Origin of the sequence: Streptomyces sp. HD (genome assembly GCF_028369295.1) — a bacterium.
Classification (GTDB): domain Bacteria; phylum Actinomycetota; class Actinomycetes; order Streptomycetales; family Streptomycetaceae; genus Streptomyces.
The window spans coordinates 25,108-49,921 of record NZ_JAQMYP010000065.1 but is presented as its reverse complement, the minus strand read 5'-3'; the positions used below and the strand labels follow the sequence as shown (position 1 = coordinate 49,921).

Here is a 24,814-nt window from a genome sequence, read left to right as displayed (position 1 = left end):
GGGGGGGGGGGGGGGGGGGGGGGGGGGGGCGGGGGGGGGGGGGGGGGGGGGGCCGCCCCCCCCCCCCCCCCCCCCCCCCCCCCCCCCCCCCCCCCCCGACCCGTGGTGTTTGTTCTGGAGAACCAGAACAAACCGGTTGCCGCACGACTACCCGCACTGGAACACGGTCTACCACTACTTCGGCCGCTGGGAGAGGGACGGCATCTTCGAGCAGCTCAACGCCCTGCTGCGGCGCCGGGTGCGCGAGGACGAGGGCCGCACCCCGGAGCCGACCGCGATGGTGATCGACGCGCAGAGCATCAAGACCTCCGCCAACGTCCCCGCCGTGGGCCAGGGCGTCGATGCCGCCAAGAAAATCGTGGGCCGCAAGCGCAGCGTCGTGATCGACACGACCAGCCTGCTGCTGACCGTGCTGGTCACCGCCGCGAGCGTTCAGGACTCCACGGCCGGCGAGGCCCTGCTCGACCGGATCGCCGCGACCCACCCCACCATCTGCAAGGGCTGGGCGGACCGCGGCTATCGCGAGTACCTCGTCGACCACGCCGCCCGCCTCGGCATCGACCTCGAAATCGTGCGCCGTGAACCGGGCGCCCGCGGCTTCACGGTGCTTCCGCGCAGGTGGGCGGTGGAAAGAACGCTCGGCTGGCTGATGCACCACCGCCGCCTGGCCCGCGACTACGAGGCCCTCCCGGCCCGCTCCACCGCCATGATCTACCTCGCGATGATCGGCCTGATGGCACGCCGCCTCACCAGAGAATCCACCCCAACCTTGCGAGGACTCTGATACATCGTCAAAACCGCGTATCGGGACGAAACATCAGGAGAAAACGCCTTCGTAGGGTGGTACCCGAGCGCTCGGAGAACCGGCGGACAGATCCTGAAGCCGCCTGCCCTCCCCATCCGACACCGTGTCCGGCGGCACCTCCGCCGACCCCGCCACCATGATGTGGATCTGCTCGCTCATCGCGCTGACGCCGTTCAACGTGGCCGTCGCCTGGAGACGGCCCGCGCCGCGCGGGAGGGTACGGCCCGGGACGCAGGACCATTTGCCTTTCATCGGTGGCACCCACTTTTGTGTTATCTCCCGCTCCGTATCACGTCTCCTCTACGTAGGCACCGTCCCCCCACGAGAGCCCGAGGAACGACACAGTGACACTTCGGATCAGCCGACGCAGCATGCTCAAGGCCGCGGGAGCGGCGACCGGCGCGGTCGGTATCGGTATCGGCACGGGCGTGGCCGCCTCCCCCGCGACGGCGGCGAGCACGTCCTTCGCACACCCCGGGATGCTCCACACCCGGGCCGATCTCGAGCGCATGGCCGCCAAGGTGAAGGCGGGCGCACCCCGCTACACGGAGGGTTTCGCCAAGCTCACCGCCAACCGCCACTCGCAGAGCACATGGCGGCCCAACCCGCTGGCGACCCCGACCCGGGGCGGGGGCGGCCCCCAGAACTACGGGGCCCTCTACAACGACATCCACGCCGCCTACCAGAACGCGCTGCGCTGGAAGATCACCGGCGACACCGCACACGCCGACGCCGCGCGGGACATCTGCAACGCCTGGTCGGGGACGCTGAAGGGGATCGCCGGAGGCTCCGAAGTCGTGCTCCTGGCGGGCATCTACGGGTACCAGTTCGCCAACGCCGGCGAGCTCATACGCGGCTACCCCGGCTTCGACCTGGCCCGTTTCCAGGACATGCTGGTCAAGCACTTCTATCCGATGAACCACTGGTTCATCAACCGCGAGACCAATTGCATCGGCCACTACTGGGCGAACTGGGAACTGTGCTCCATGGCCTCGATCATGGCCATCGGGATCCTCTGCGACGACCGGGCCAAGTTCAACGAGACGGTGGACTACTTCCACAACGGCGCAGGCAACGGCTCGCTGGCCAAGGCGATCCCCTACGTCTACAACGACGTTGGCCTGGCCCAGTGGCAGGAGAGCGGGCGCGACCAGGCCCACAGCATGATGGGCATCGGCCTGATGGGCACCATCTGCGAGATGGCCTGGAACCAGGGCGTCGACCTCTACGGCGCGGACGACTCCAGGTTCCGCAAGGCGTGCGAGTACGTCGCCCGGTACAACCTCGGCCATGACGTGCCCTACACCACCTACACCTGGACAAACGGCCCCCACTGCGTGGAAACGAAGCAGACCGTCATCGGCGAAGGCGGCCGTGGCGGTGCGCGCCCGGTCTGGGACCGGGTCTACAACCACTACGTGAACAGGCGCGGCATGGCCATGCCGAACACCCGCGAGATGATGGCCCGCAGCGGGCCCGAGGGAGGCGGCGGCGACTACGGCCCGAACAGCGGCGGCTACGACGAACTCGGCTTCGGCACACTGGCGTTCACCCGGGACAAAGCCACCGCGGCCGAGGCGGCGGCCTCGCCGTCCCCGCCGAAGTCGACGGCCGCCAAGCCCAGTGCCTCAGGGTCGTCCGGTTCGTCCAAGTCCTCGGCCGGGCAGCCCTCCGGGGACGTCAGCGCCCAGGGCGGGAAGGACGGCGAGGATCTGGCTGCCACCGGCGCCTCGGACCTCGCTCTGTGGACGGCCGCGACCGGCGTTACCGCGGTCGCCGGCGGCCTCCTGCTGCTCCGCCGCCGCGGTCAGGCCCACCGCGACGCGGAGTGACACGAGAATCCGGTGACTGATCGCAATCAGATGTGGCGCGGTTCTGCGCTGGTCCGGATGATTGGTGCCTGGGCCTCGCTGGTGGCGTTCATGGCATCTGCTCTCCCTTGCTGGCAGTGGTGGTGCCGCGGGTGCGGCGGCCAAGGAGCTGGTCGTAGGGGGCCGGTGAGGGCAGCGGCCGGGTGTCCGGCGGCAGATGGGCAAGCCGCCGCGCGGTCAGGAAGGTCACCGTCGACTCCCGTCGCCGCGGCGGTTCCAGCTCGGGCGGTGCCATGTCGGCGTCGTCGGCTTCCTGGGCCTTGCGGGCCTCCAAGGCGACGGCGTCCGCGGTCAGCGCGCCCACGCGCGGGGTGGCGGCGAGCCCGGCCACCAAGTGCTCGTGCGGGATGCGTCGGCCGAGCAGGAGCACGTCGATCAGGGCCCGGGTGCCGTCCCGGTCGCCGCGTGCCTTGCAGGCCGCGGCCCACCACGCTTCGTGAACCGGGGTGAACTTCCCTGCGGCTTTGGCCTGTTCGAGAGCGGTCGCCCCGGGCAGGGCGCCGGGCTTGCGCACGAGGGCTTCCAGGTAGTGGTCCAGGACCAGCCGTTCCCCGCCTTTGGCGATCAGCCGTTCGTGCCGGGCGATCTCCGTGGCTCCGTCGTAGACGACCAGTTCGTTTGCGTGCAGCACGGCCCGCACCCGGCGGCCGATGTAGCGGACCGGCACCGAGTAGCAGTTGGTGCGGACCGAGATCCGGCTGTGCCTGTCCACCCCGCACGGCAGACGGCCGTCCGCTGTGCGGCCACTGCGGACAAGAGCCGGTGCCGTGCTCAGGCTGCGGCAAGCTCCGCCGCGTCAACGGCCGCAGCCCGGACGGCGAGCCACTGTGCCGCCACTGCTGGAGCAAACACCCCGCGGCCCGCAGACCTTGCACCGAGTGCGGCACCGTGGACCGGCCGTACGAGCGCGGCCGGTGCATCGCCTGCGTGGCCCGCGAGCGCCTGCGCAGTGCCCTGACCGGGCCTCGCCACAGGATGCGGCCGGAGATCGAGCCGGTCTTCGCCGCGCTGCTGCGAACCCAGCCCCACGCCCTGCTCCGGTGGATTCGCCCCGACTCTGCCCGCCACGCGATCCTCACGACCCTGGCCGAGGGGAGCGGACCGATTACCCACGACACCCTGGACACCTTCCAGCCCACCGTGACCCTTCGGCATCTGCGCGCAGCCCTGGTCGCTGGCGGCGCCGTGCCGCGCCGGGACGAACAACCCGCCCAACTCGAGGCATGGCTGCCGAAGATCCTCGCCCGCGTCGAAGCCCCCGACGAGCGGCAGATCCTGCGGACCTACGTCACGTGGGGCCCGCTCCGCCGCCTGCGCCAACACTCTGCCACCAAGGCGGTCACCTACGGACAGATCGTCGGCGTCCGGCACGAGATCAAGACCGCGGTGCGCTTTGTGCACTGGCTGCACCAGCAGGGCAGCACTCTGGCCGCGTGCACCCAGGACCATCTCGATGCCTGGCTGGACGAGGGCGCTCACCACGGGACACTCATCCGCAGCTTCCTACTCTGGACCAGCCGACGCGGACACACCCGCCCGTTGGAAGCACCTGCTTACACCACCGACTTCGGACAGGACGTCATCGCACAGGATCACCGCTGGAGCCTGGTCCGACGCCTCATCCACGACGACACCCTGGACACCGTCGACCGGGCTGCTGGCCTGCTGCTGCTGTTCCTCGCCCAGCCCACCAGCCGCATCACCCAGCTCACCACCCACCAGGTCACCGACCGGGACAGCACAGTGACCCTCCAACTCGGCAGCGAGCCGGTTACCATGCCACCGCCCCTGCACGATTTCATCCGCCAACTCGTACGCCGCCGCCAAGGCCGCGCGGTCACCGCCCCACTCGACGAGTCCCCTGGCTCTTCCCCGGCGCCTACCCAGGCCAGCCCCTGCCCCCCTACTCCCTGGCCGCACGCCTGAAAGACCTCGGCATCCGCTGCCGAGTGGCACGTCGCTCCGCCCTGATCGAGATCGCCTCGGAACTACCCGCCTACGTCATCAGCCGCCTGCTCGTCCACCAGACCACCGCGGACCAGTGGCAACGAGACAACCAGGGCTATGGAGCCGCCTACGCGGCGGAACTCACCCACCGCTGAGCCACACCGCACGTTCCAATGAGCGTTCAGTGATCGGTGGAGGGCGCCTCTGCCGAGGCGTGCAGCAGCAGGTCGCGCAGTGCCGTGGCGGTGTCCGACGGCTTGGTGGGGGTGAGGACGACCTGGTCGGCGGTGGTCGAAGGGCCGGTGAGGGGGATGATGCGCAGGCCGGGTGGCTGGTGGTCGAGTGCGGATTCGACGGTGATGCCGATGCCCGTTCCCGCGGCGACATGAGCGGCGATGGCGTGCACGCTGTCGGCGGTTCTGATGATGCGCAGGTCGGCTCCGCCGATGTGGAAGGCGGACAGGAGACGGTCGCAGAGACCGCTGTTGATCTGGTGGGGCCAGGTGAGCAGGCCGGTGGTGGACAGTTCGGACGCGCTCAGCTCGGCGTGCCCGGCGAGGGGGTGGCCCGAGGGTACGAGCGCCATGAACCTTTCGGTGGACAGCACCCTCGCGCGTACGCCGGTGACGTCGCCGGTCGCCCAGCCGATGCCCAGCCCGATCGTCTCCGCACGCAGGGCGGTGAGCTGGGCTGTGGTCGGCATGGCCTCCGGCACGATCGTCACGTCGGGGAAACGGTCGCGCAGTTGCGGCAGGCAGCGCAACAGCAGCTGGTGGCCGGTGTATTCGGCGTGGGCAACGACGAGGGTGGTGCGGGTCCGGTCGCCGGCGGCCAGGGAGCGTCCGCGCTGCTGGAAGCGGCGCAGCTGGGCCAGGGCGGCGTGAGCGTCGGGCAGCAGCGCTTCGCCGAGATCGGTCAGTGACACCCGGCGGCTGGTGCGGTGGAACAGCCGCCCGCCCAGGGTGCTCTCCAGCCGCCTTACGGCGTCGCTGACGGTGGGCTGCCCCCGGTGCAGGCGCGCGGCGGCGCGGCCGAAGTGCAGCTCTTCCGCGACCGCGACGAATGCTTCCAGTTCCATCCTGTCCACGGGACCAGGCTAACGCGATCGATCGGTGTGACCGATCGCTGCGTGCCGAAGTTCGGCGTTGATGCTGTGCCGTACGCAGGTTGTGATGGCTGGGCGAGCAGGGATTTCCCCACAACCGGAAGTAGTGAAGAGCAGATGACAGTCAATGACCTTGTCCGTGAGCACGATGCGCCGATGGCCACGGTGACGGTGGTCTACCACTCGGTGCACGGGCACACCCGGGTCCTGGCCGAGCACCTCGCCGACGGGGCGCGGCTGGTGCCGGGCGCCCGGGTGCATCTCGTCGAGATCCGGCCCGAGAACGTCACTGCGGGCCGTTGGCACGATGCGGAGGTGCTGGCGCTGCTCGAGCGCTCCGATGCGATCGTCTTCGGCTGCCCGACGCTGATGGGCAGTGTGTCGGCGGTGTTCAAGGCGTTCATGGAGGCGGCGTTCACGCCGTTCACGACGCAGGCGTGGAAGGACAAGCTGGCCGGAGCGTTCACCATGTCCGCTTCGCAGAGCGGCGACAAGCTGTCGGTCCTGGAGCAGCTGGCGGTCTTCGGCGCGCAGATGGGCATGCAGTGGATCGGTGTGGGCGACATGCCGGGCAACAACTGGAGCGGTGGCTCCCGCGACGATGTGAACCGGCTGGGCTCGTGGCTGGGTCTGATGAGCCAGAGCCACGCCGACCAGGGGCCGGAGCACGCCGGATCGCGCGGCGACCTGATCACCGCCGAGCGGTACGGCGAGCGGATCGCCCGGCTGACTCAGCGTTGGGTCAACGCCGTGCCGTACGAGACTCCCCGGATGACCGAACACGAGGCCCGCGCCCTGTCGGCCTCCCTCAGGGAGACGGACGACGCACCGGCAGCGCTGACCACCTAGAGCCTGTCGTCAAATGATCTTCGGTAGTGGATCATGGTCGGGTGATACGTCGCCATGAACTGTCCGATGTGGAGTGGGAGTTCGTCCGGCCACTGCTGCCCGAGTCGTTACGGGGAAGGAAGCGGCTGGACGATCGCACGGTCCTCAACGGGATCGTATGGAAGTTCCGTACCCGGGTGGCCTGGCGGGACGTGCCCGAGCGGATGCTCCAGGCGGCGCAGGCCCAGGCGGACGCGGCCGGAGACATCGACTGGCTGGTGTCGGTCGACTCCACGATCGTGCGGGCCCACCACCACGCCGCCGGAGCCCGAAAAAGGGGGCTCCGGGCACTCGGGCGGCCGCGAGGCGGCCTGACCAGCAAGATCCATCTGGCCTGCGACGGGTTCGGCTGCCCGCTCGTGCTGGTGGTCACCGGCGGCAACACCAACGACTGCACCCAGTTCACCACGGTGATGGAGGCGATCCGGGTGCCCCGCATCGGCCCCGGTCGGCCGCGGGTCCGGCCCGCCCACGTCATCGGCGACAAGGGCTACAGCTCCAGGGCGATCCGCACCTGGCTCCGCCGGCAGGGCATCGCCCACACGATCCCCGAGACCAGATCCGCAACCGCCTGAAGCGAGGCAGCCCGGGCGGCCGGCCCCCGGCCTTCGACAAGCAGCTCTACAAGCGGCGCAAAGTGGTGGAACGGTGCTTCAACCGGCTGAAACAGTGGCGCGGGATCGCCACCCGCTACGACAAGACGGCCGAGTCCTACCAGGCAGCCGTCACCCTCGCATCCCTGCTGATGTGGGCGTGAGATTTGACGACAACTCCTAGCGCCGAGGCCCAGCGGCATGGGCGGCGTGTCTGCGACGCGTCGCGAGCGTTAGGCCATCCGGTCGTGGTCCGTCCAGATTGTGAGGGGGGAGGAAATGGGCGTGGAGATCAGGGATGTGCATCATGCCTACCGTCGGCGTGTGGTCCTGCGGGGCGTTGACTTGCGGCTTCGGGCCGGAACTCTGTGCGGGATCGTCGGGGAGAACGGCGCCGGCAAGTCCACGCTGCTGAAAATTTTGTCCGGCGAACTGGCGCCCACGCATGGATCGGTCCGTCATAGCGGCCGGTTCGGCTACTGCCCGCAGCACGTGGTCCTCAACGACGCGCTGACCGTCCGGCAGCACCTGACGTTCTTCCAGACGGCCTACCGCCTCACTGATGTGCGCTACGCCGAAGAGATCATGGACGTGCTGGGCTTCACCGGGTACGCCGATGAGCGGGCTGGGGTTCTCAGCGGCGGCACGCGGCAGAAGTTAAACGTGACGCTGGCGCTCATGCACGATCCGCAGGTCCTGTTGCTGGACGAGCCGTATCAGGGCTTCGACTGGGACACCTACCAGCGGTTCTGGGATCTAGCCGCGCGGCTGCGGGATGCGGGACGCTCGGTCCTGGTCGTCTCTCACCTGGCGTACGACACCGAGCGCCTGGACGAGCTGTGGCGCCTGGACAGCGGAACGCTGCGCGCGGACAAGGCGGGGGCCGCCGCGTGAGGTTTCACTTGACCCGCTTCGCTGTCGCCACCCGGTTCACGCTCCTCGAACACGGTCGCAATCGCTTCGCGATGGTCCTGGTGATCCTTTTCGTCCCGGTGTGGACGATCCTGGCGTACCTGGCGATGCCCGACACCCCGGCCCGGATGCGGCTTCGTGCCACCGGGGAAGCGCTGACCCCGCACGGCAATGAGCTGACCGCGATCAGCGGCGCGCTCAATGCCGTCACCCTGATCACCGGTTTCATGATGTTCGCCGCTACATTCTCCGGCAGCGGCTTCGACCGCCGGCTGGCCATGGCCGGCTACCCGCGCGCCCATCTGGTCCTGGCCAAGGTCACCGCCCTGGCTCTGGTCTCGGCCGCGGTCGCCGCCTACGCCACCGCCATCACCTGCCTGGCATGGACCCCCCGCCAGCCTCTCTTGCTCGCCGCCTCCCTGTTCTGCGCCGGACTGACCTACGGCGCGCTCGGTGTCGGCTTTGGCTCCCTGCTGCGCTGGGAAGCCGAGGGGATGTTCGCCATCGTGATGACCAGCATCATCGACCTCGCCCTGCAGAACCCCATCACGAGTTCCGGGGCCGACCACCCGGTCATGCGCTACCTGCCCTCCTACGGGGGCATGCAGACCAGCACGGCGGCCGGCTTCTCCACCAGCCCGGTCCCCGGGCATCTGGCCATCCAGCTCACCTGGTTCGGGCTGGCCGCCCTTGTAGCCCTGCTGGGCTTCCACCGCAGCACCCGCAACTGCCTGTCGACCGCCCCCACTCCGCCGCCTGGGCCGGGAAGCAGCAAGGCCGACCTTCCCGCACTGCGCCACACTGCCAGTCCATCGGCCACGGCGTCCGACACGAAAGCACACTGAGGTCCCGGCTCCCGACATGCGCACCACCACGCACTCCACTACGGCAGACCTCGACGCCGCTCTGCCGACACAACGAGGGCGACCCACTCACCGGCCGCCCACCGGCGAAGACCCGTCTCTGCGGGCGGCGTACCGGCTGTGCCGGCGCACCACACGAGTGAACGATCCCGGGATCTACGCCCTCATCCAGCTGATGCCGACCGTGCTGCGCCCGGCCGGGTGGGCCTTGTGGGCGGCAGCGACTGTCCTGGACGACTTGGCCGACCAGCGGGATGCGCAGCCAGCCGAACGTGCGGCCCGCGTCGAAGCGTGGACCCAAGCCCTTCAATTCGACCTGGCGGCCGGCACGAGCAGGGATCCGGTCCGGCACGCTCTGGTGGACACCGCCCTGCGATGGCGCCTGGACCTGTCCAGCCTGCGAGGCGCCATGAACAGCACACGCGATGACACCCGCAGCCGGCACTTCGCCGACTGGGCCGCATGGCGGTCCTGGTGCAGCGAGGGACTCGTGCCCTGGGTCGACCAGGTACGGCACCTGTTCGAACGGGCCGGAGCGCCGATGACCCTTCGGCTGGGCGGGCAGCAGGACTACCAGCGGTTCATCGACGGCGCCCAGCTCACCGACATCCTCACCGACCTGAGCGCAGACCTGGCCCAGGGCGACCTGCTCCTGCCGCAGGAGGCCCTGGACGCCTTCCCCGGCGCCGAGGACGACCTGCAGCAAGGAAGCTGGAGCCAGGCCACAGCGGCTTTGATCCGGGAGCTGACGGCTCTGGCCCGTCAATGGGTGACCAGGCCCGCAATGACCACAGGCATGCACCCAGGCACTGCCACCGTGCTCAACACGGCCGCCTGCCTGATGCGCGCCCAGCTCGATGCCGTCGACGCGGCTGGCCACACCCTGCTCAAGCGCGCCCCGCGCCCGTCTCTAGCGGCCCGCACCCGCATCCTCGCCCCCGCCCGCATCCGCTCGAAACTGGCCTGGAGCCTGACGCCCCTGACCGTGCCCGGACCCCGACGACCAGCGGTGACCGTGAGCGGTCCGAGCCCTGAAGCCGAAAGCACCACCCTTCGGCCCCCGTCACCGCACCCCGACGATGCCCGGCCCCCGCAGATCGCGGCCGACCGGATGCCCGCCCACGTGGCGGTCATCATGGACGGCAACGGCCGCTGGGCCGAGCAGCGCGGCCTGCCCCGCCCGGAAGGCCACCGCGCCGGCACCGCCGCCGCCCACGAGATGGTCTACGGCGCCCTGGAGATCGGCCTGCGCCACCTGACCCTTTACGCGTTCTCCACCGAGAACTGGAAACGCGACACCGAGGAGATCACCACTATCCTGGAAGCGATCCGACGCGACCTCGACGAGGGACCCATCCGTGACCTCGACGTACGCCAGCGCTGGTTGGGCCGCCCCGACAAACTGCCCGAGGAACTCGTCCAGGCTCTCCTGCGCGAGGAGCACCGCACCCGCAACCGCACCGGCCTGACCCTCACCGTCTGCATCAACTACGGCGGCCGCGACGAGATCACACGGACAGCCGCAGCCCTCGCCCAGGCAGCCCACGCAGGCGACATCGACCCCCACCTCATCGGTGAAGACGACTTCGCCCGCCACCTGCCCCACCCCGACATGCCGGACGTCGACCTGCTGTGGCGCACCGGCAACGAACAGCGCACCTCCAACTTCCTTCCCTGGCACACCATCTACGCTGAGCTGTACTTCACCCCCGGCTACTGGCCCGACGTCGACCGGCGTGACCTGTGGCAGGCCATCACCGAATACAGCCGACGCCAACGACGCCATGGCAGCGCCGCGATCGTCGACACCTTGCTGGAAGAAGCTGTCCCACTCATCGAAGATCTTGAGGGGGAACCGACCGGGGCGGAGACGAGCACATGACCACGGTCGGCGAACCCACCGACGCCTTTCCCGTGCCGCTAGCCGGACGGCAAGGGCAGCCCGGTCTGCTCGACGAGACACAGGAGCGACGGGGAGAGCCGCGTCCGGACAGGGAGACGGAGGAACCGATCCGACTCGTGTCCGGATTGAAGCTGGTCGGGCCGAGCGGTTACGGCGTCACCGTCGCACTCGGCGAAGCCCTCGACGAGCGCGCCCACACCTGTGGGGCGCGGGTTCGTTGTCGAGGTGGCTCATGGTTGCGCGGCTGAGTGGGACGATCGAAAGTTGGGAGCTGTCGTGAGTGATCTGGCTAGGGTCGGGACGCCGCCTGGGCGTTTGCCTGTGGTGGGGCATGGGCTGCGTTGGCTGCAGGATCCGTTGGCCGTTTTGGGATCGCTGGCGGAGTGCGGTGATCTGGCGAGGCTGCAACTGGGGCCGTTGGACCTGGTGGTGGTGTGTTCGGCGGAGCTGACACGGCAGGTGCTGCTGGACAACCGGACGTTCGACAGGGAAGGCGTCCTCGCGAAACGGGTTTCCCAGGTGGTGGGGGAGGGCGGTCTGATCACGGCGACGCGCGCCACGCACCGGCACCGACGGCGCTTGACGCAGCCGGTATTCCATCGCTCCCGGCTGCCGGGGTACGCGCGGACGATGACCGCCCAAGCGTCGGTGACGACTGCCGGGTGGCGGGACGGCCAGACCTTCGACGTGATGACGGAGATGCTGGGGATGACCACCGCGGTGGCCGTGGAGACACTGTTCAGCGGCTCTGCCGACGACGCCATCCAGCGGCAGGCCAAGGCGGACTTCGGCACGATCATGGAGGGCGCTTACCGCCGTATTCTTCTCCCGCCGTTGCTGTTTCGGGTGCCCAGGCCCCGGAAGCGGCGCTTTGACAAGGCGATGGTCCGGCTGCAGCGGACCGTGGACGCATCGGTCGCGGACACGCGGGCATCGGGCGCGCGGCGGCCGGACCTGCTGTCAGCGCTGGTGGCCTCCAGCGAGGCGGACGACGGCCTGACGGAGCATGAGGCGCTCCGCGGCCTGACGGATCGTGAGGTAGCCATTTTGGCGATGGAGTTCCTCGGCGCGGGAGCAGAGACCACGGCCAGTGTGCTCGCGTGGTCATTGCACCTGCTGGGCGGACATCCGACGGTCTCGGCGCGACTGTGGGAGGAAGTCGACACGGTACTGAACGGAGCGTCTGCGGAGCTGAAGCATCTGCCGCAGCTGGTGATGACAACGCGGGTGGTGATGGAAGCCATGCGGCTGTATCCGCCGGGGTGGACGCTGTTGCGAGGGGTGACGCGCCAGGTCACGCTCGGCGGCCATGTGCTGCCTGCGGGTACGGCGATCGCATGCAGCCCGTATGTGCTTCACCGCCGCGGGGACGTCTTCGACGCTCCGGACCGATTCGACCCAGAGCGGTGGAACCCCGAGGTGTGCGAGCAACCGGACCGTCACGCGTTCATCCCGTTCGGCGACGGGGCGCGCAAGTGCATCGGGGAGGAGTTCGGACTCACCGAGGCGGTGCTGGCGTTGGCTACGATCGTCGACCGGTGGCAACTGGAACCGGTGCCCGGAGCGGAGGTCCGTGCGGCCACGGTCCTTGCCCATGCGAGCGTTCGCCCGTACGAGGCGGTAACCGGCGGCGAGCCGGTGCGCCTGTGCACGGCTGTGGGCTGTTCCGCCACGCCTGGAACGGCAGCGTGGGCACTCCTGCGGCCGTTGTGGCACCCGAGGGCAGGCCACCGGACGGCCGGCCCTCAGTGCCCTCACCACGTAGGACACGGTCTTAGTCGTGTGAGGTGAGCGATCCAGTGGCCGTCAATGAGACGGGGGTTGCTGGTGACGGGCCGGTGTTCCGAGTCTGGGCTATTGGGGGATGGTGAGCAGGATGCGGCCGTGGACACCGCCGGTGTCGACGTGGTCGTGGGCCTTGGTGATTTGGTCCAGCGGGTAGCGGTCGCGGACGTCGACGGTGAGGGCGCCGACGGCCGCGGCGGAGGTGAGGTCGCGGGCGGCCTGGCGCTTGGCCTCGGCGGGGAAGTCGTCGCTGCCGAGCAGCCGCAGGGTGACGTTTGAGCGGGTGGCATAGGCGGCGATGACGGCGTTGTTGGCGGCGACGGCGTTGTCGAGATCGGCGTTGTCGGACAGCGCGACCTCGATGATCCGGTCGACGCCCCGCGGCGCGTACGAGCGGATGGCAGCGGCGGGCTCGCCAGTGTCCAGGGCGATGGCGTGGGCGACGGCCGGGTCGACGTGGTCGAGGTCCGCGGTGCGGCGGACGGTGGCGATCACGGTGGCGCCGGCCCAGTGGGCGAGCTGGGCGGCCAGGGAGCCGACGCCGCCAAGGACTCCGTGGACCAGGACCAGTTGGCCGTCGACCGGGCCGTCGGCGAAGACGGTGCGGTGGGCGGTGATGCCGGGGATGCCGAGGCTCGCGCCCAGCTCGTCACTGAGGTGGTCGGGCAGGGGTGGGGCTTGGTGGTCGGGTACGACGGTGTACTGGGCGGCGGTGCCGAAGGGGCGGTAGGACTGGGCGCCGTGTACCCAGACCCGTTGTCCGACGCGGTGGACGTCGCCCCCGTCGCCCACGGCGTCGATGACTCCGGCGGCGTCGCTGTGCGGGATCACCCGTGGGAAGGGCATGGACGAGCCGAGCCAGCCGCGCCGTTTCTTGGTGTCGCCGGGGTTGACGCCCGAGACGGTGACGCGGACGCGGACCTCGCCGGGGCCGGGGACGGGATCAGGGAGTTCACCGACGTGCAGGACATCGGCGGCGGGTCCCTGGTCGTCGTACCAGGATGCAAGCATGGGGGTACCTCCGTGGACAGTCAGCTCGCGGGAGCAGCAGGCGCATGCGGATCGCCGTCGGTGTATCCGGTGTCGAATACGGGCGGTTCCTCCCCGAGGGTCTCGCGCAGCCAGGTCCGTTCGGCGCGGCTGGTGGCGCGGGCGGTGAGCAGCATGCCCCGCCGGTAGGGGTCGGCGATCTCCTCGGCACGCAGGGGCCGCTCGTTGTCGTAGAAGAAACTCGCCGGTTCCTCCAGGAACTCCAGCCGTCTGCGCAGCACCGCGTGCTGTTCGGCCACGTCGGGCAGGTGGGAGAGGAATGCCAGGACGACGTAGAACCGGGTGAAGTCGGTGATCTCGTGGTCGGCGGGCTTGCGCAGTCGCTGAAGCATGTCGGCCCGCCCGGCCGCGGTCAGGCTGACTACGTACCGGGCCGCCCCGGCGGCCGGGTCGGCGCGCCGCTCGATCAAGCCCGCCCTGGTCAGGCGATTGATCGCCGGATACAGGCTGCCGTCACTGACCGGCCGCGTATAGCCGGTCAGCTGTGAGACGCGGCGGCGCAGCTCGTGTCCAGGCAGGGGTCCCTCGGCGAGGAAGCCGAGTATCGCGAGTTCCAGCATGAGTCCATCTTCGCACGCGAACATCGAATCGATGTGAACATCGATTCGATGTTACGCTCGCAGGTACCCGCCCAAACGTCTCTGGAGGGGCACAGCAAGATGCCATCGCAGTCCACCGAGTCAGTGATGAACCGTTTCGTCGAGTTCATCAACACGGGCAACGAGGATCTCGCCCGCGAGGTCATTTCTCCGGACGCGGTGTTCCACGCGCCAAGCCACCCGGAACCACTGCGGGGGCCCGATGGGTACATGGAAGTCATCGGGATGATGCGCAGCGCCTTCCCCGACGTCCAGTGGACGCTGGAGGAGAGGGTCACCGAAGGCGACACCGTGGCCGCGCGGTTCACCATGCGGGGAACCCACGACGGTGAATTCTTCGGGATCCCGGCGAGCGGCAACAAGATCTCGGTGCAGGCCATGAACTTCTACTACCTGGCCGACGGCCGGATCGTCGGCGAACGGGGTCAGCCCGATCTCCTCGGGGTGATGCAGCAGATCGGTGTCGTACCGGCGCCGTGAACCTCGTAGCGCCGCGTGAGCCTGCTATCGCGCGGAACTACCGCTGCCGGGAGGTACGTCGCCCCGACAAAAGGGGAAGGCCCACACCGGCCCGCGGGCGGCCGACGCAGGTTCACTGCAAGAGGTTGGCCTTCCACATGACGGTGAAGTCGGCCCGGGGCGCGGTTCCGGTCTTTCGACCGGCCCGTTTCCCCGGAGCCGCTTCCCGAACCGGGCATGCGACTTGGCACCGCACCCGGCTCTCCACAAGCCCCGAGGGACCCGCGGCGGTAGTCCTCATCCCGTGGCGTCCCAGGGAGAGGGAATTGTCAGACCTCGGTATCGGTAGCGAGTGGTGCCTACCGTGATCGGGTCGAACAACTCCCTGTTCTCGCTGGTCCACCATGATCTACGGCCGCAGTACTGCCGGTAGATCTTCCTCCGCCCGGTCTTGGGGTGCTTGCGCTGCACCCATCTCCAAACCGTGTGCCACATGTAGTTACGCAGGTAGGAGAAGGTCGCGTAAGACACTCCAGGCCGGAAGTAGGCGCACCAGCCCCGCACTGCCGGGTTGATCCGGGCGAGCAGGGCGTCGAGCGGCTGGTTCGTGCCGACCTGTCGGCACAGTGTCTTGACCTTGGCCATGATGGCCCGCAGGGCCTTCTTGGCCGGGTAGGTGTAGACGTAGTACCGGTTGGTGCCTGGTTTCCGGTGGAGCTGGATGCGCCAACCGAGGAAGTCCAGGCCCTGCTCGATGTGGGTGATCAGAGTCTTCTCCGGGGACAGACGCAGGCCCATCGTGGAGAGGACTTCCGCGATCTCTTCGCGCAGCGTTTCGACGTCTGCCTTGGTGCCGTGCACCATCAGACACCAGTCGTCCGCGTACCGGACCAGCCGATAGTTGGGCAGACTGCGGCGTCGACGCCTCCGGCGCTCGTTGGCATCAGGGCCGGGGCCTCCCGACGCCTGGGCGATGTGCTCGTCCAGGACCGAGAGCGCGACGTTGCTGAGCAACGGCGAGAGGATCGAACCCTGAGGGGTGCCAGTGTCGTTGTCCCGCAGCAGGCCGTCCTCACTGAGGATGCCCGCCTTGAGGAACGCCTTCACCAGAGCCAGGACACGTCTGTCCCCGACGCGTGCCCGCACCCGCTCCATCAGGGCGGTGTGCGAGATCTCGTCGAAGCAGGCTTTGATGTCGCCTTCCACGATCCACTCGTACTTCATGGACGTGAGTAGACGCACCTCGGCCACCGCGTCATGAGCCCGACGATTCGGGCGGAACCCGTAAGAACACGGGAGGAAATCCGCCTCGAAAATCGGCTCCAGCACCAGCTTCAAGGATGCCTGCACCACCCGGTCGGTGATCGTCGCGATCCCCAGACGGCGCAGCTTGCCACCCGACTTGGGGATCATCCGCTCCCGCACCGGCATGGGCTGGAAGCTGCGGTCCTTGATCTGCGACCGCAGCGCGTCGAGGAACTCCTCGACCCCGACCCACAGCGCGATGGACGACGCGGTGCGTCCGTCCACCCCGGCCGTGCGTGCACCCTTGTTGCCCCGCACCCGATCCCAGGCCACCAGCAGGAAGCCGGGATCGGCAACGAGATTGAACAGGTCGTCGAACCTGCGATGAGGATCATCGCGAGCCCAACGGTGCAGCTTGGTCTGGATCTTCAGTACCCGGCGCTCCGCCTCATGCAAGGCGCGCTCCAGCTCGTCGGTATTCACCGGCGACCCTCCCGACATTCCAGTACTTCAGCCACTGACTTGCTGGCCCCCTTCGCCCTGCGACCGGCTTTCCCGGTCTCCACGACGGGTCGTTACTCCCGCGACTACTACGGAGCCTCCGCCCCACCCACGGCCCTCAGTCGGCAACGGACCTGCCCACCACCGAACTGGCTGTCCGGCAGCTCGGGCGACCGCGGATGGTTCCCACGTTCACCACACAATCGATCGGTCAGGGAGGTGCCCAGCTCTACTCCGGCAGCATCGCCACGCCTACGCCGCAGGCTTTCAGCGTGGCCTCCCCACCGGAAAAGGAAAGTCCGGCTTCGGAGTTGACCCGTCCGTCCGAAGACGGGCGGATCACGCGCTGCATACCGGCCCATATCCACCAGGTTTGAGCCGGCTGGATGCTTACGGAGCTTCAACCACTGGTTCGCTCTCGCTACACCTTCTGACCTTGCTAGACGGACCCGCACCGTCCGGTAGTCCCGGCACGTCCCGCCGTTGTCGGGGCCGCTTGCCACCATCCCCGGCGTTCCCCGGATCAGGCTGCCCCCAGCTTCACCAGGCCGCTGCGACGGCCCGGCGGTGTCGGCCTTTCACCTCCACTCGATTACGCGGTACTTCGTGGCGCACTTCCTTGCCATCCAACCCAGTCGGCGCAGGCGGCCAGGGGGTCCGGGCCGAAGGAAGCGTCACGCGACTGCGTTGACAGCGAAGTTAGTTCGCGCAGGTCAGCGACTTCGGCGCGACTAACTTCGCTGTTGTAGGATCTCGCGGCTCGTGACACAGGCAGGGGATGCTGACCAGTGCTTCTTCCGCTGTCTCGGACCGTTGGCACAGTGGTTCAGTCTCAGGAACGTCGCATTTCCTCGACCCAGTGACCGCTCCAGTCCCTCGCTCCTCGAAGCGTGTGGAACCAACCGTGGTGGCAGTGAGACGGCAGCGGGAGGTCTTGAGGAGCCTCTTGTTAGTGGCCGCCTGAGGGAATAGCCCGCTTCCCGGCCCCTCCCAGAGCTCTCACAGATGGTCAAATGCCCGAATGGGCGAGTTCGGGTTCGTACGTAGCTGGGCTGTCGGCCGCGAGCCGACGCCAGATTTCCACCGCCTGTTGTTCGGCAGTGAGGGCTTCGCTCCTGCGTCCCGCCTGCGACAGATCGACGCCGAGGTTGGACAGTGAGGCGGCGAGTTCGGGTTCGTATGCGGCTGGATTGTCAGCCGCGAGTTGACGTCGGATCTTCACCGCCTCTTCGGTGGCGGTGAGGGCTTCGTCCCTGTATCCCGCTTCCGATAGCCGGTTGCCGAGGTTGGACAGGGAGCGGGCGAGTTCGGGTTCGTACGCGGCTGGGTTTCTGTCCGCGAGCCGACGATAGATCTTCACCGCCATTTCGGTGGCGGTGAGGGCTTCGTCTCTGCATCCCGCTTCCGATAGCCGGTTGCCGAGGTTGGATAGGGAGCGGGCGAGTTCGGATTGGTGCGCGGCGGGGTTGGCGGCCGCGAGTTGCTGGTTGGTGTGGGCGAGGGTGGTGGTGAGGCGAATGGCAAGGGGGCAGATGACACGGGATGGGTAGGGGAGTGCGGCTGTTGTGGTCTGGATGGCTTGGTGGGCGAGGGGGGCGGTGTCGAGGGCCGTGTCCATGGTGTGGAGGAGATATTCGCTGTCGTTGGTGCGGCCGGCGTTGTAGTGAGCGATGGCGGCTCGGGCCAGGATGGTGATGAGCTGGGCTTGTTGTCCGGGTGCCGCTGTGGCGAGCAGGGCGGGCAGCAGGATGCTGCCGTGGGTGAGAGTGCGGGAGGCGTGGTATTCGGCGATGCGGTCGGGTTGGAGGGAGCCCCAGTAACGGTCGGGTTCGGCCGGGTACAGCCTGGCCAGCCAGGTCGCGGTGCGTACGGCCTTGTCGGCGGGTAGGTCGGGGATGGTGCTGATGACGTGGGCGGCCTCGTCTTAGCTGGCAGCTCCGGTCAGGGCCGCGGCGGCGACGGCTGCCGCCAGGGTGGTGGTGGGCAAGTTCAGTTTGAAGGCGGGGGCTCCGTCGCTGTCCTCCCAGAAGCGTCCTTCGTGCTGCAAGAGGATCGGAAGGCTCCCGGTTCGGGGAGGTTAAGGGCTACGACGGAGCTCCGCTCTCTGCCTCCGAGCTGCCGCCGGTTCCGCTGAAGCCGCGTGGAAGGCTCCGTTGACCTGCGGAAATACTTGAAGGCTGGTGGGGAATGAGCGGGAGGTGGTCGGGTGCCGTCTCTCGCTCTTCGGTCACTGGCGAGAGGGTGGCTGAGTGGGTTGCGGGCCTGAGCCCGAGCGACGGGCGATTCGACCGTGTGGCCGTTTCTGGGCAGCTGTGGCAGAGCTTTTGCTGACCTGATGCCGACTTTGCTGACGAGTCGTCAGGCAGAGGTTGAGGGCTCTTCTCGTTGCTGAGCGGGGTGCGGCCGTGTTCCAAGCCCGGCGCCGTCCTCTTGCGGCCGCGCTTTCGTGATGACTACCGAGCGCGGCCGCCGTTGATCATCGGTGTCTGAATACTTTCCGGAGTGGCGCTGCCGCGCTTGCGACTTTGTTTGCTTGATGTGCGATGCAGGCTTCTTTGCCATGGGAGCGCGCCCATCGCGTCGGCCTGCGGGAATCCTCCAACTGGCGCCCAGGGAAAGCGATTTCCCCAGGTCATCGCTTTTCGTAGGGGTTACAGAAAGAGGCTGCGCACCTCTTGACGTTCGATGGATCGAACCGCTCTCATGGGCTCACTGTTCGATCTCGTTTGTTTCTGGTCGATCGTGTGCCGTGCGGTCTGGATTCCGATGACCGCCGCTCTGCCCCAGGAGTCGTCATGCAACTCTCTTCCTCTGGTCTCTCCTCTCCCGGCCCCGCTCGCCGCACGCTGCTGCGGGGGGTGGGCGGGGCGGTTGCGCTTGGCGCCGGGATCCCGCTGCTGAGCGCCTGCGGCGGCAGCAGCGCGGCGAGCGACCCGAAGACCGTCTCGCTCGGGTCCAACGCGTCGGACGCGGTGCCGAAGAAGGCGTTCGCCGAGATCTACGCGGCCTTCAGGAAGCAGTCCGGGATCACGGTCGACGTGAACACCAAGGACCACAACACCTTCCAGGAGCAGATCAACTCGTATCTGCAGGGCACGCCGGACGACGTGTTCAACTGGTTCGCCGGGTATCGCATGCAGTTCTTCGCGGCCAAGGGGCTGGCCACGCCGATCGACGACGTGTGGCAGAAGATCGGGGGCAACTTCCCCGACGCGATGAAGGCGCTGAGCAAGGGCGAGGACGGCAACCACTACTTCGTGCCGCTGTACACCTACCCGTGGGCGCTCTTTTACCGCAAGAGCGTCTTCAAGGAGAAGGGGTACGAGGTTCCCACCACCTGGGACCAGCTGGTCGCCCTGTGCAAGCAGATGAAGCAGGACGGGCTGGTCCCGATCGCGTTCGGCGACAAGGACGCCTGGCCCGCGCTGGGCACCTTCGACCAGATCAACTTCCGTACCAACGGCTACGACTTCCACGTCGAGCTGATGGCCGGCAAGGCCTCCTGGACCGACGCCAAGGTGCGCAAGGTCTTCGACCTGTGGGCCGAACTCCTCCCGTACCACCAGGACGGCGCGGTGGGCCGCACCTGGCAGGACGCGGCGCAGACCCTGGTGTCGAAGAAGGCGGGCCTGTACCTGCTGGGCACCTTCGTCGGCCAGCAGTTCACCGACAAGGCCGACCTGGACGACCTGGACTTCTTCGCCTTCCCCGAGATCACTGCCGAGTTCGGCCAGGACACCGTCGAGGCGCCGACGGACGGCTTCATGCTCTCCAAGGTGCCGAAGAACAAGGCCGGCGCCGTGAAGCTGCTGGAGTACCTGGGCAGCCCGGCGGCCGAGGCGATCTACCTCAAAGCCGATTCGAGCGTGGTGGCCGCCTCCACCAAGGCCGACACCTCTTCCTACACGCCGCTCCAGAAGAAGGCGTACGAGATGATCTCCGGCGCCAAGCACCTGACGCAGTTCATGGACCGTGACAGCCGCCCGGACTTCACCTCCACGGTGATGCAGCCCGCGCTGCAGAAGTTCATCCGCGATCCCAAGGGGATCGACAGCATGCTCTCGTCGATCGAGCGCCAGAAGAAGACGATCTTTGCCGCCTCATGACTTTCACACGGAACACCGGTACCGGGACCGAAATCACGAACACCCCGGGGGAGACGAACACCCCGCCCCCGGGTCCCCCGGACACGCCGTTGGCAAAGGGGAGGAGCGGGCGGGTGCGACAGGGCCACCGACGGCTGCTGACCCGACGCGACCGGCTCACTCTCTGTCTCATGGCCGGCGTGCCCACCGCCTTGCACATCGCCTTGGTGTGGGTCACCGCGCTGGCTTCGATCGCGCTGGCCTTCACCACCTGGGACGGCATCGGCCTCGACTCGATCCAGTGGGTCGGGCTGGACAACTTCAGGGAACTGTTCACCACCAACCCGCAGTTCTGGCCCGCCGTCCAGCACAACGTCATCTGGCTCGCCGTTCTGATCCTCGTACCCATGCCGCTGGGGATGTTCCTGGCGGTACAGCTGGACAAGCAGATCCGGTTCAGCAGGGTCTACCAGACGGCCTTCTTCCTGCCCGTCGTCATGTCGTTCGCCGTCATCGGCTTCGTCTGGCAGCTCGTCTACAACCCCGACACCGGCCTGATCAACAGCCTCATCGGAGCCAACAAGCCCGGCCACTACATCGACTGGATCGGCGACCCCGACCTGAACCTCTGGGCCGTGCTGGTTGCCGCCTCCTGGCGGCACACCGGCTACCTCATGATCCTTTACCTGGCCGGCCTGAAGGGCGTCGACCCCGCGCTGCGGGAAGCCTCCGCGCTCGACGGCGCGAACGAATGGCAGACGTTCAAGAACGTCATCTTCCCCACCCTGCGGTCCACCAACACCATCGTCCTCGTCGTCACCGTCATCGAGGCCCTGCGCGCCTTCGACCTGGTCTTCGTCTTCAACAAGGGCGCCGAAGGCACCGAGTTGCTCTCGATCCTCGTGACCAACAACATCATCGGCGAGTCCAGCCGCATCGGCTACGGCTCCGCGATCGCGGTCGTCCTGCTGCTGATCTCGCTCGCCGTGATCATCCCGTACCTGGTGGCCACCTTTCGGAAGGAGCGGCGATCGTGAGCGCCTTCACCACCGCGCTCAGCAAGCAGCGCACCCCCCTGCGCCCGGCCCGGATCCTGCTGCACGTCTTCCTCGCCGGCACCGCACTGGCCTGGCTCGCCCCGCTGCTCTGGGCGATCCTCGCGGCCCTGCGTCCGTACGCAGAGACCAGCACCGAGGGCTACGTGTCCTGGCCCGACACACTGAGCCTCGACAACTTCACCAACGCCTTCCAACAGTCGGACATGCTGCACTACTTCGGCACCACACTGCTGATCGCCGTGCCGGCGGTGCTGCTGACGCTGTTCCTGTCCTCGATGGTCGCGTTCTACGTCAGCCGCTTCGACTTCCGGCTCAACCTCGCGCTGCTGCTGGTCTTCACGGCGGGCAACCTGCTTCCGCAGCAGGTCATCATCACCCCGCTGTACCGGCTGTACCTCCTGATCGACCTGCCCGGCATCACCATGAGCGGCAAGCTGTACGACTCCGCCCTCGGCCTGGTGCTGATCCATGTGGCGTTCCAGTCCGGCTTCTGCGCCTTCGTGCTCAGCAACTACATGCGCTCCCTGCCGCACGAACTGACCGAGGCCGCGCTGGTGGACGGCGCCTCGGTGTGGCGGCAGTACTGGCAGATCACTCTGCCGCTGTGCCGCCCGGCGATGGCGGCCCTGGCCACGCTGCTGTCCATCTGGATCTACAACGACTTCTTCTGGGCCATCGTCCTGATCTCGACCGGCGAGAACATGCCGATCACCTCGGCGCTCAACAACCTCTCCGGCCAGTACTTCACCGACCCCAACCTGATCGCCGCCGGCGCCCTGCTCACTGCGATCCCCACGCTGATCGTGTACTTCGTGCTCCAGCGCCAGTTCGTCAGCGGGCTCACCCTCGGCGCCAACAAGGGCTGATCGTCGGCCCGCGCTGCCCCCGTTCCGCCCTTCCCACCCCCATCATCCTGGAGTCGGCATTGAGCACGCAGCGGCAGCCGTCCCTCCCCAGCACGAGTGCCCACGCCTCACGACACCCATCCCGATCAACAGCAGGAGACTCCGGACAGATGAATGCCGACCTCTGCTGCAGGTGCAGCCGCTGGACGGACGCCCCCATTTCCGTGGGCCTCATCCAGCGGTCGAGCGCCCCCGACCGGACGCTCTCCGTGTGCCCGGACTGCGTCCCTCGTTTGATCTGAGCCCCTCTCACAGCCCACTGACCCCATCCGCTCCGCACCAGCCACCGGGGACTGGGCGCCGATGACGGCGTCGCCGACTGCGGTGACGACGGCCTCGCCAGACTCCTGCCGGGCTGCCGTCGAACACCTCGGGGAAGTCCGCTGAACGGGACTCGGCCGAAGGCCGACAGCGGACGCACCCCACTTCCAATCCCTCGATCTTGGCCCCACCCCGCACGGCATGTCAGCCCCTGACCAGGGTGGGGTCAACCCTCATTCCCGATCAAGCCCAGCACAGATCGACGAATGGGACCAAGAGCCGCCAGAGGGTGGGTTCGACTCTCCTTCCCGAAGCCGCCCTCCCGTTCACGAAGGAGCAACGATGCTCAGACGTGTTCTCACGCCGTTGCTGGCTGCCTGCGCCAGCGTGCTCGCACTACTGGTGGTCGCGCCGCCCGCCCAGGCCGCCCCGGTCACCCTGGACAACCCGCACGACTTCATAGGGACCAATGGCGACCCCGTCGACGCACACGGCGGCGGGATGATCAAGCACACCGATGGCTACTACTACTGGTTCGGGGAGAACCGTCACCCGAACAACACCTTCAAGGCCGTCTCCGTCTACAAGTCGTCCGACCTGAAGACGTGGGAGTGGGTAGGCGATGCCCTCAACCAGGCGAGCGATCCCGAGCTGAAGTCCGCCAAGATCGAGCGTCCCAAGGTGATCTACAACAGCACCACCAAGAAGTTCGTCATGTGGATGCACAAGGAGAACGCCACGGACTACGTCGAGTCGAGGGCCGCCGTCGCCGTCGCCGACAAGATCGAGGGTCCCTATGACTATCTGAGCAGCTTCCAGCCGCCGAGTGGCAACGACACCACCCAGACCACTGAGTCCCGGGACATGACGCTGTACGTGGACAAGAACCCGGACGGAAGTGAGACCGCCTACCACGTGACGGCCACCAAGGACAACGCCGACCTGCGCATCTACAAGCTCAACGCCGACTTCACCGGGTACGCCGACCATCCGTTGGTCGCCAACCCCTGGCCGGGCCAGAAGCGGGAGGCCCCGGCGCTGTTCAAACGTGACGGTGTCTACTTCATGCTGACCTCCGGCCTCAGCGGCTGGAATCCCAACCAGCAGATGTACGCCACCGCCGCCGGCATCGGCGGCCCCTGGTCGGAGATGAAGGAGGTCGGCGACGGCATCGGCTACAACTCCCAGACGACGTTCGTCCTGCCCATCGAGGGCACATCGGGCAACACCTCGTTCCTGTACATGGGCGACCGGTGGGCCGGCGCCGATATGAACGGGAAGGGCCCGGTCAACGACTCCACGTACGTCTGGCTGCCGTTGACCTTCCCGACCAGGACCACCATGAACCTGCCCTGGTACCCCAAGGTCGAGATCGACGCGGCGGCGGGGACGGTCAAGGGCGTGGGCGGCGGCCCCTACTACAACCTCGTGGCCCGGCACAGCGACAAGTGCGTCGACGTCCAGGACAACTCCGCCGCCGACAACGGCCACGTCGTCCAATACACCTGCAACGGCGGCCTCAACCAGCAGTGGCGTCTGGAGGACGCGGGCGGCGGCTACTACCGCATCCTCGCCCAGCACAGCGGCAAGTGCCTGGATGTCGAAGGTGGTTCTACTGCAAAGGCCTTCGTCAACCAGTACAAGTGCGGCAGCGGCCAGAACCAGCAATGGAAGTTCGAGGACCAGGGCAACGGCTACTACCGCCTGGTAGCCCGGCACAGCGGACTCTGCTTGGACGTCACAGAGGGCTCCGCCGAGGATGTCCGCCTCATCCAGTACAAGTGCGGAACCGGCACCAACCAGCAGTTCAAGCGGCTCACCGCTTGACCGCCTGAACCGACGCGGTTGTGCACACCGCCCGACGCGGGGGCCGGGCCGACCCCGCACCGGCCCCCGCGTCGGCCGCCCCCGCCTGCATCGCGCCTTGCGAATGTCCATGTACGGCTTCGGTCTGTCGATGGTCGAGCCCGTGGGCCTGC

Annotated in this window: 19 protein-coding genes and 2 pseudogenes; 15 read left to right on the top strand and 6 right to left on the bottom strand. The window is 67.9% G+C overall.

Going from position 1 to position 24,814, the window contains the following annotated elements:
- Nucleotides 1-136 precede the first annotated feature (136 nt).
- Nucleotides 137-784: pseudogene (locus POF73_RS40440) on the top strand (IS5 family transposase); the annotation flags it as partial.
- A gap of 365 nt (nt 785-1,149) precedes the next feature.
- On the top strand, nt 1,150-2,637 hold the full coding sequence (locus tag POF73_RS40430) for an alginate lyase family protein (RefSeq protein WP_334313664.1): 1,488 nt from the start codon (nt 1,150-1,152) through the stop codon (nt 2,635-2,637).
- An 88-nt stretch (nt 2,638-2,725) separates the two neighbouring features.
- On the opposite strand, the gene POF73_RS40425 is transcribed toward POF73_RS40430, so the two are convergent.
- Nucleotides 2,726-3,388, bottom strand: a complete 663-nt coding sequence (locus POF73_RS40425) for a Mu transposase domain-containing protein (protein WP_272124396.1) — start codon at nt 3,386-3,388, stop codon at nt 2,726-2,728.
- A 50-nt stretch (nt 3,389-3,438) separates the two neighbouring features.
- Here POF73_RS40425 and POF73_RS40420 point away from each other — a divergent pair, with 50 nt between their 5' ends.
- Together POF73_RS40420 and POF73_RS40415 are read left to right on the top strand one after the other, a co-directional pair.
- Entirely contained in the window at nt 3,439-4,602 is a 1,164-nt protein-coding gene (locus POF73_RS40420; protein ID WP_272124395.1) for a hypothetical protein, read from the top strand.
- A 23-nt stretch (nt 4,603-4,625) separates the two neighbouring features.
- Nucleotides 4,626-4,778, top strand: coding sequence for a hypothetical protein (locus POF73_RS40415; protein WP_272124394.1), 153 nt, complete (start codon nt 4,626-4,628; stop codon nt 4,776-4,778).
- Between the two features lie 26 nt (nt 4,779-4,804).
- On the opposite strand, the gene POF73_RS40410 is transcribed toward POF73_RS40415, so the two are convergent.
- Complete coding sequence (locus POF73_RS40410) at nt 4,805-5,701, bottom strand: LysR family transcriptional regulator (RefSeq protein WP_272124393.1); 897 nt, start codon at nt 5,699-5,701, stop codon at nt 4,805-4,807.
- Between the two features lie 183 nt (nt 5,702-5,884).
- Between POF73_RS40410 and POF73_RS40405 the strand changes: the two genes are divergently transcribed.
- The 6 genes and pseudogenes from POF73_RS40405 (at nt 5,885) to POF73_RS40380 (ending at nt 12,678) form a co-directional block, all read left to right on the top strand.
- Nucleotides 5,885-6,577, top strand: a complete 693-nt coding sequence (locus POF73_RS40405) for a flavodoxin family protein (RefSeq protein WP_272124392.1) — start codon at nt 5,885-5,887, stop codon at nt 6,575-6,577.
- Nucleotides 6,578-6,621: 44 nt separating this feature from the next.
- Nucleotides 6,622-7,373, top strand: a pseudogene (locus POF73_RS40400) (IS5 family transposase).
- 121 nt (nt 7,374-7,494) lie between these two features.
- Nucleotides 7,495-8,103 carry an ABC transporter ATP-binding protein gene (locus tag POF73_RS40395; RefSeq protein ID WP_272124391.1) on the top strand — a complete coding sequence of 203 codons (609 nt, stop codon included), beginning with the start codon at nt 7,495-7,497 and terminating at the stop codon, nt 8,101-8,103.
- Nucleotides 8,100-8,966 carry an ABC transporter permease gene (locus POF73_RS40390; RefSeq protein ID WP_272124390.1) on the top strand — a complete coding sequence of 289 codons (867 nt, stop codon included), beginning with the start codon at nt 8,100-8,102 and terminating at the stop codon, nt 8,964-8,966. Before POF73_RS40395 ends, POF73_RS40390 begins: the two co-directional genes overlap by 4 nt.
- 16 nt (nt 8,967-8,982) lie before the next feature.
- The gene (gene uppS, locus POF73_RS40385; RefSeq protein WP_272124389.1) at nt 8,983-10,866 is read left to right on the top strand and encodes a polyprenyl diphosphate synthase; all 1,884 of its coding nucleotides are present in this window, start codon (nt 8,983-8,985) and stop codon (nt 10,864-10,866) included.
- Between the two features lie 297 nt (nt 10,867-11,163).
- The gene (locus POF73_RS40380; RefSeq protein ID WP_272124388.1) at nt 11,164-12,678 is read left to right on the top strand and encodes a cytochrome P450; all 1,515 of its coding nucleotides are present in this window, start codon (nt 11,164-11,166) and stop codon (nt 12,676-12,678) included.
- A 63-nt stretch (nt 12,679-12,741) separates the two neighbouring features.
- Here POF73_RS40380 and POF73_RS40375 read toward each other — a convergent pair whose 3' ends face one another.
- Entirely contained in the window at nt 12,742-13,683 is a 942-nt protein-coding gene (locus POF73_RS40375; protein ID WP_272124387.1) for an NADPH:quinone reductase, read from the bottom strand.
- A gap of 20 nt (nt 13,684-13,703) precedes the next feature.
- Nucleotides 13,704-14,282, bottom strand: a complete 579-nt coding sequence (locus POF73_RS40370; protein WP_272124386.1) for a PadR family transcriptional regulator — start codon at nt 14,280-14,282, stop codon at nt 13,704-13,706.
- Nucleotides 14,283-14,315: 33 nt separating this feature from the next.
- Here POF73_RS40370 and POF73_RS40365 point away from each other — a divergent pair, with 33 nt between their 5' ends.
- Nucleotides 14,316-14,801: an ester cyclase gene (locus POF73_RS40365; RefSeq protein ID WP_272124385.1), complete on the top strand. Its 486-nt coding sequence runs from the start codon at nt 14,316-14,318 to the stop codon at nt 14,799-14,801.
- A 276-nt stretch (nt 14,802-15,077) separates the two neighbouring features.
- Here POF73_RS40365 and ltrA read toward each other — a convergent pair whose 3' ends face one another.
- A complete protein-coding gene (ltrA, locus tag POF73_RS40360; protein ID WP_272124384.1) occupies nt 15,078-16,508 on the bottom strand; it encodes a group II intron reverse transcriptase/maturase in 1,431 nt (476 codons plus the stop codon).
- 1,027 nt (nt 16,509-17,535) lie between these two features.
- On the bottom strand, nt 17,536-18,144 hold the full coding sequence (locus tag POF73_RS40355; RefSeq protein WP_272124383.1) for a tetratricopeptide repeat protein: 609 nt from the start codon (nt 18,142-18,144) through the stop codon (nt 17,536-17,538).
- 1,177 nt (nt 18,145-19,321) lie between these two features.
- Between POF73_RS40355 and POF73_RS40350 the strand changes: the two genes are divergently transcribed.
- From POF73_RS40350 to POF73_RS40335, 4 genes are all read left to right on the top strand, one after another.
- The gene (locus POF73_RS40350) at nt 19,322-20,632 is read left to right on the top strand and encodes an ABC transporter substrate-binding protein (RefSeq protein WP_272124382.1); all 1,311 of its coding nucleotides are present in this window, start codon (nt 19,322-19,324) and stop codon (nt 20,630-20,632) included.
- Nucleotides 20,629-21,648: a carbohydrate ABC transporter permease gene (locus POF73_RS40345; RefSeq protein WP_272124381.1), complete on the top strand. Its 1,020-nt coding sequence runs from the start codon at nt 20,629-20,631 to the stop codon at nt 21,646-21,648. Before POF73_RS40350 ends, POF73_RS40345 begins: the two co-directional genes overlap by 4 nt.
- Entirely contained in the window at nt 21,645-22,535 is an 891-nt protein-coding gene (locus POF73_RS40340; RefSeq protein ID WP_272124380.1) for a carbohydrate ABC transporter permease, read from the top strand. The genes POF73_RS40345 and POF73_RS40340 overlap by 4 nt, the downstream gene beginning before the upstream one ends.
- 642 nt (nt 22,536-23,177) lie before the next feature.
- The gene (locus POF73_RS40335; RefSeq protein ID WP_272124379.1) at nt 23,178-24,662 is read left to right on the top strand and encodes an RICIN domain-containing protein; all 1,485 of its coding nucleotides are present in this window, start codon (nt 23,178-23,180) and stop codon (nt 24,660-24,662) included.
- Nucleotides 24,663-24,814 lie beyond the last annotated feature (152 nt).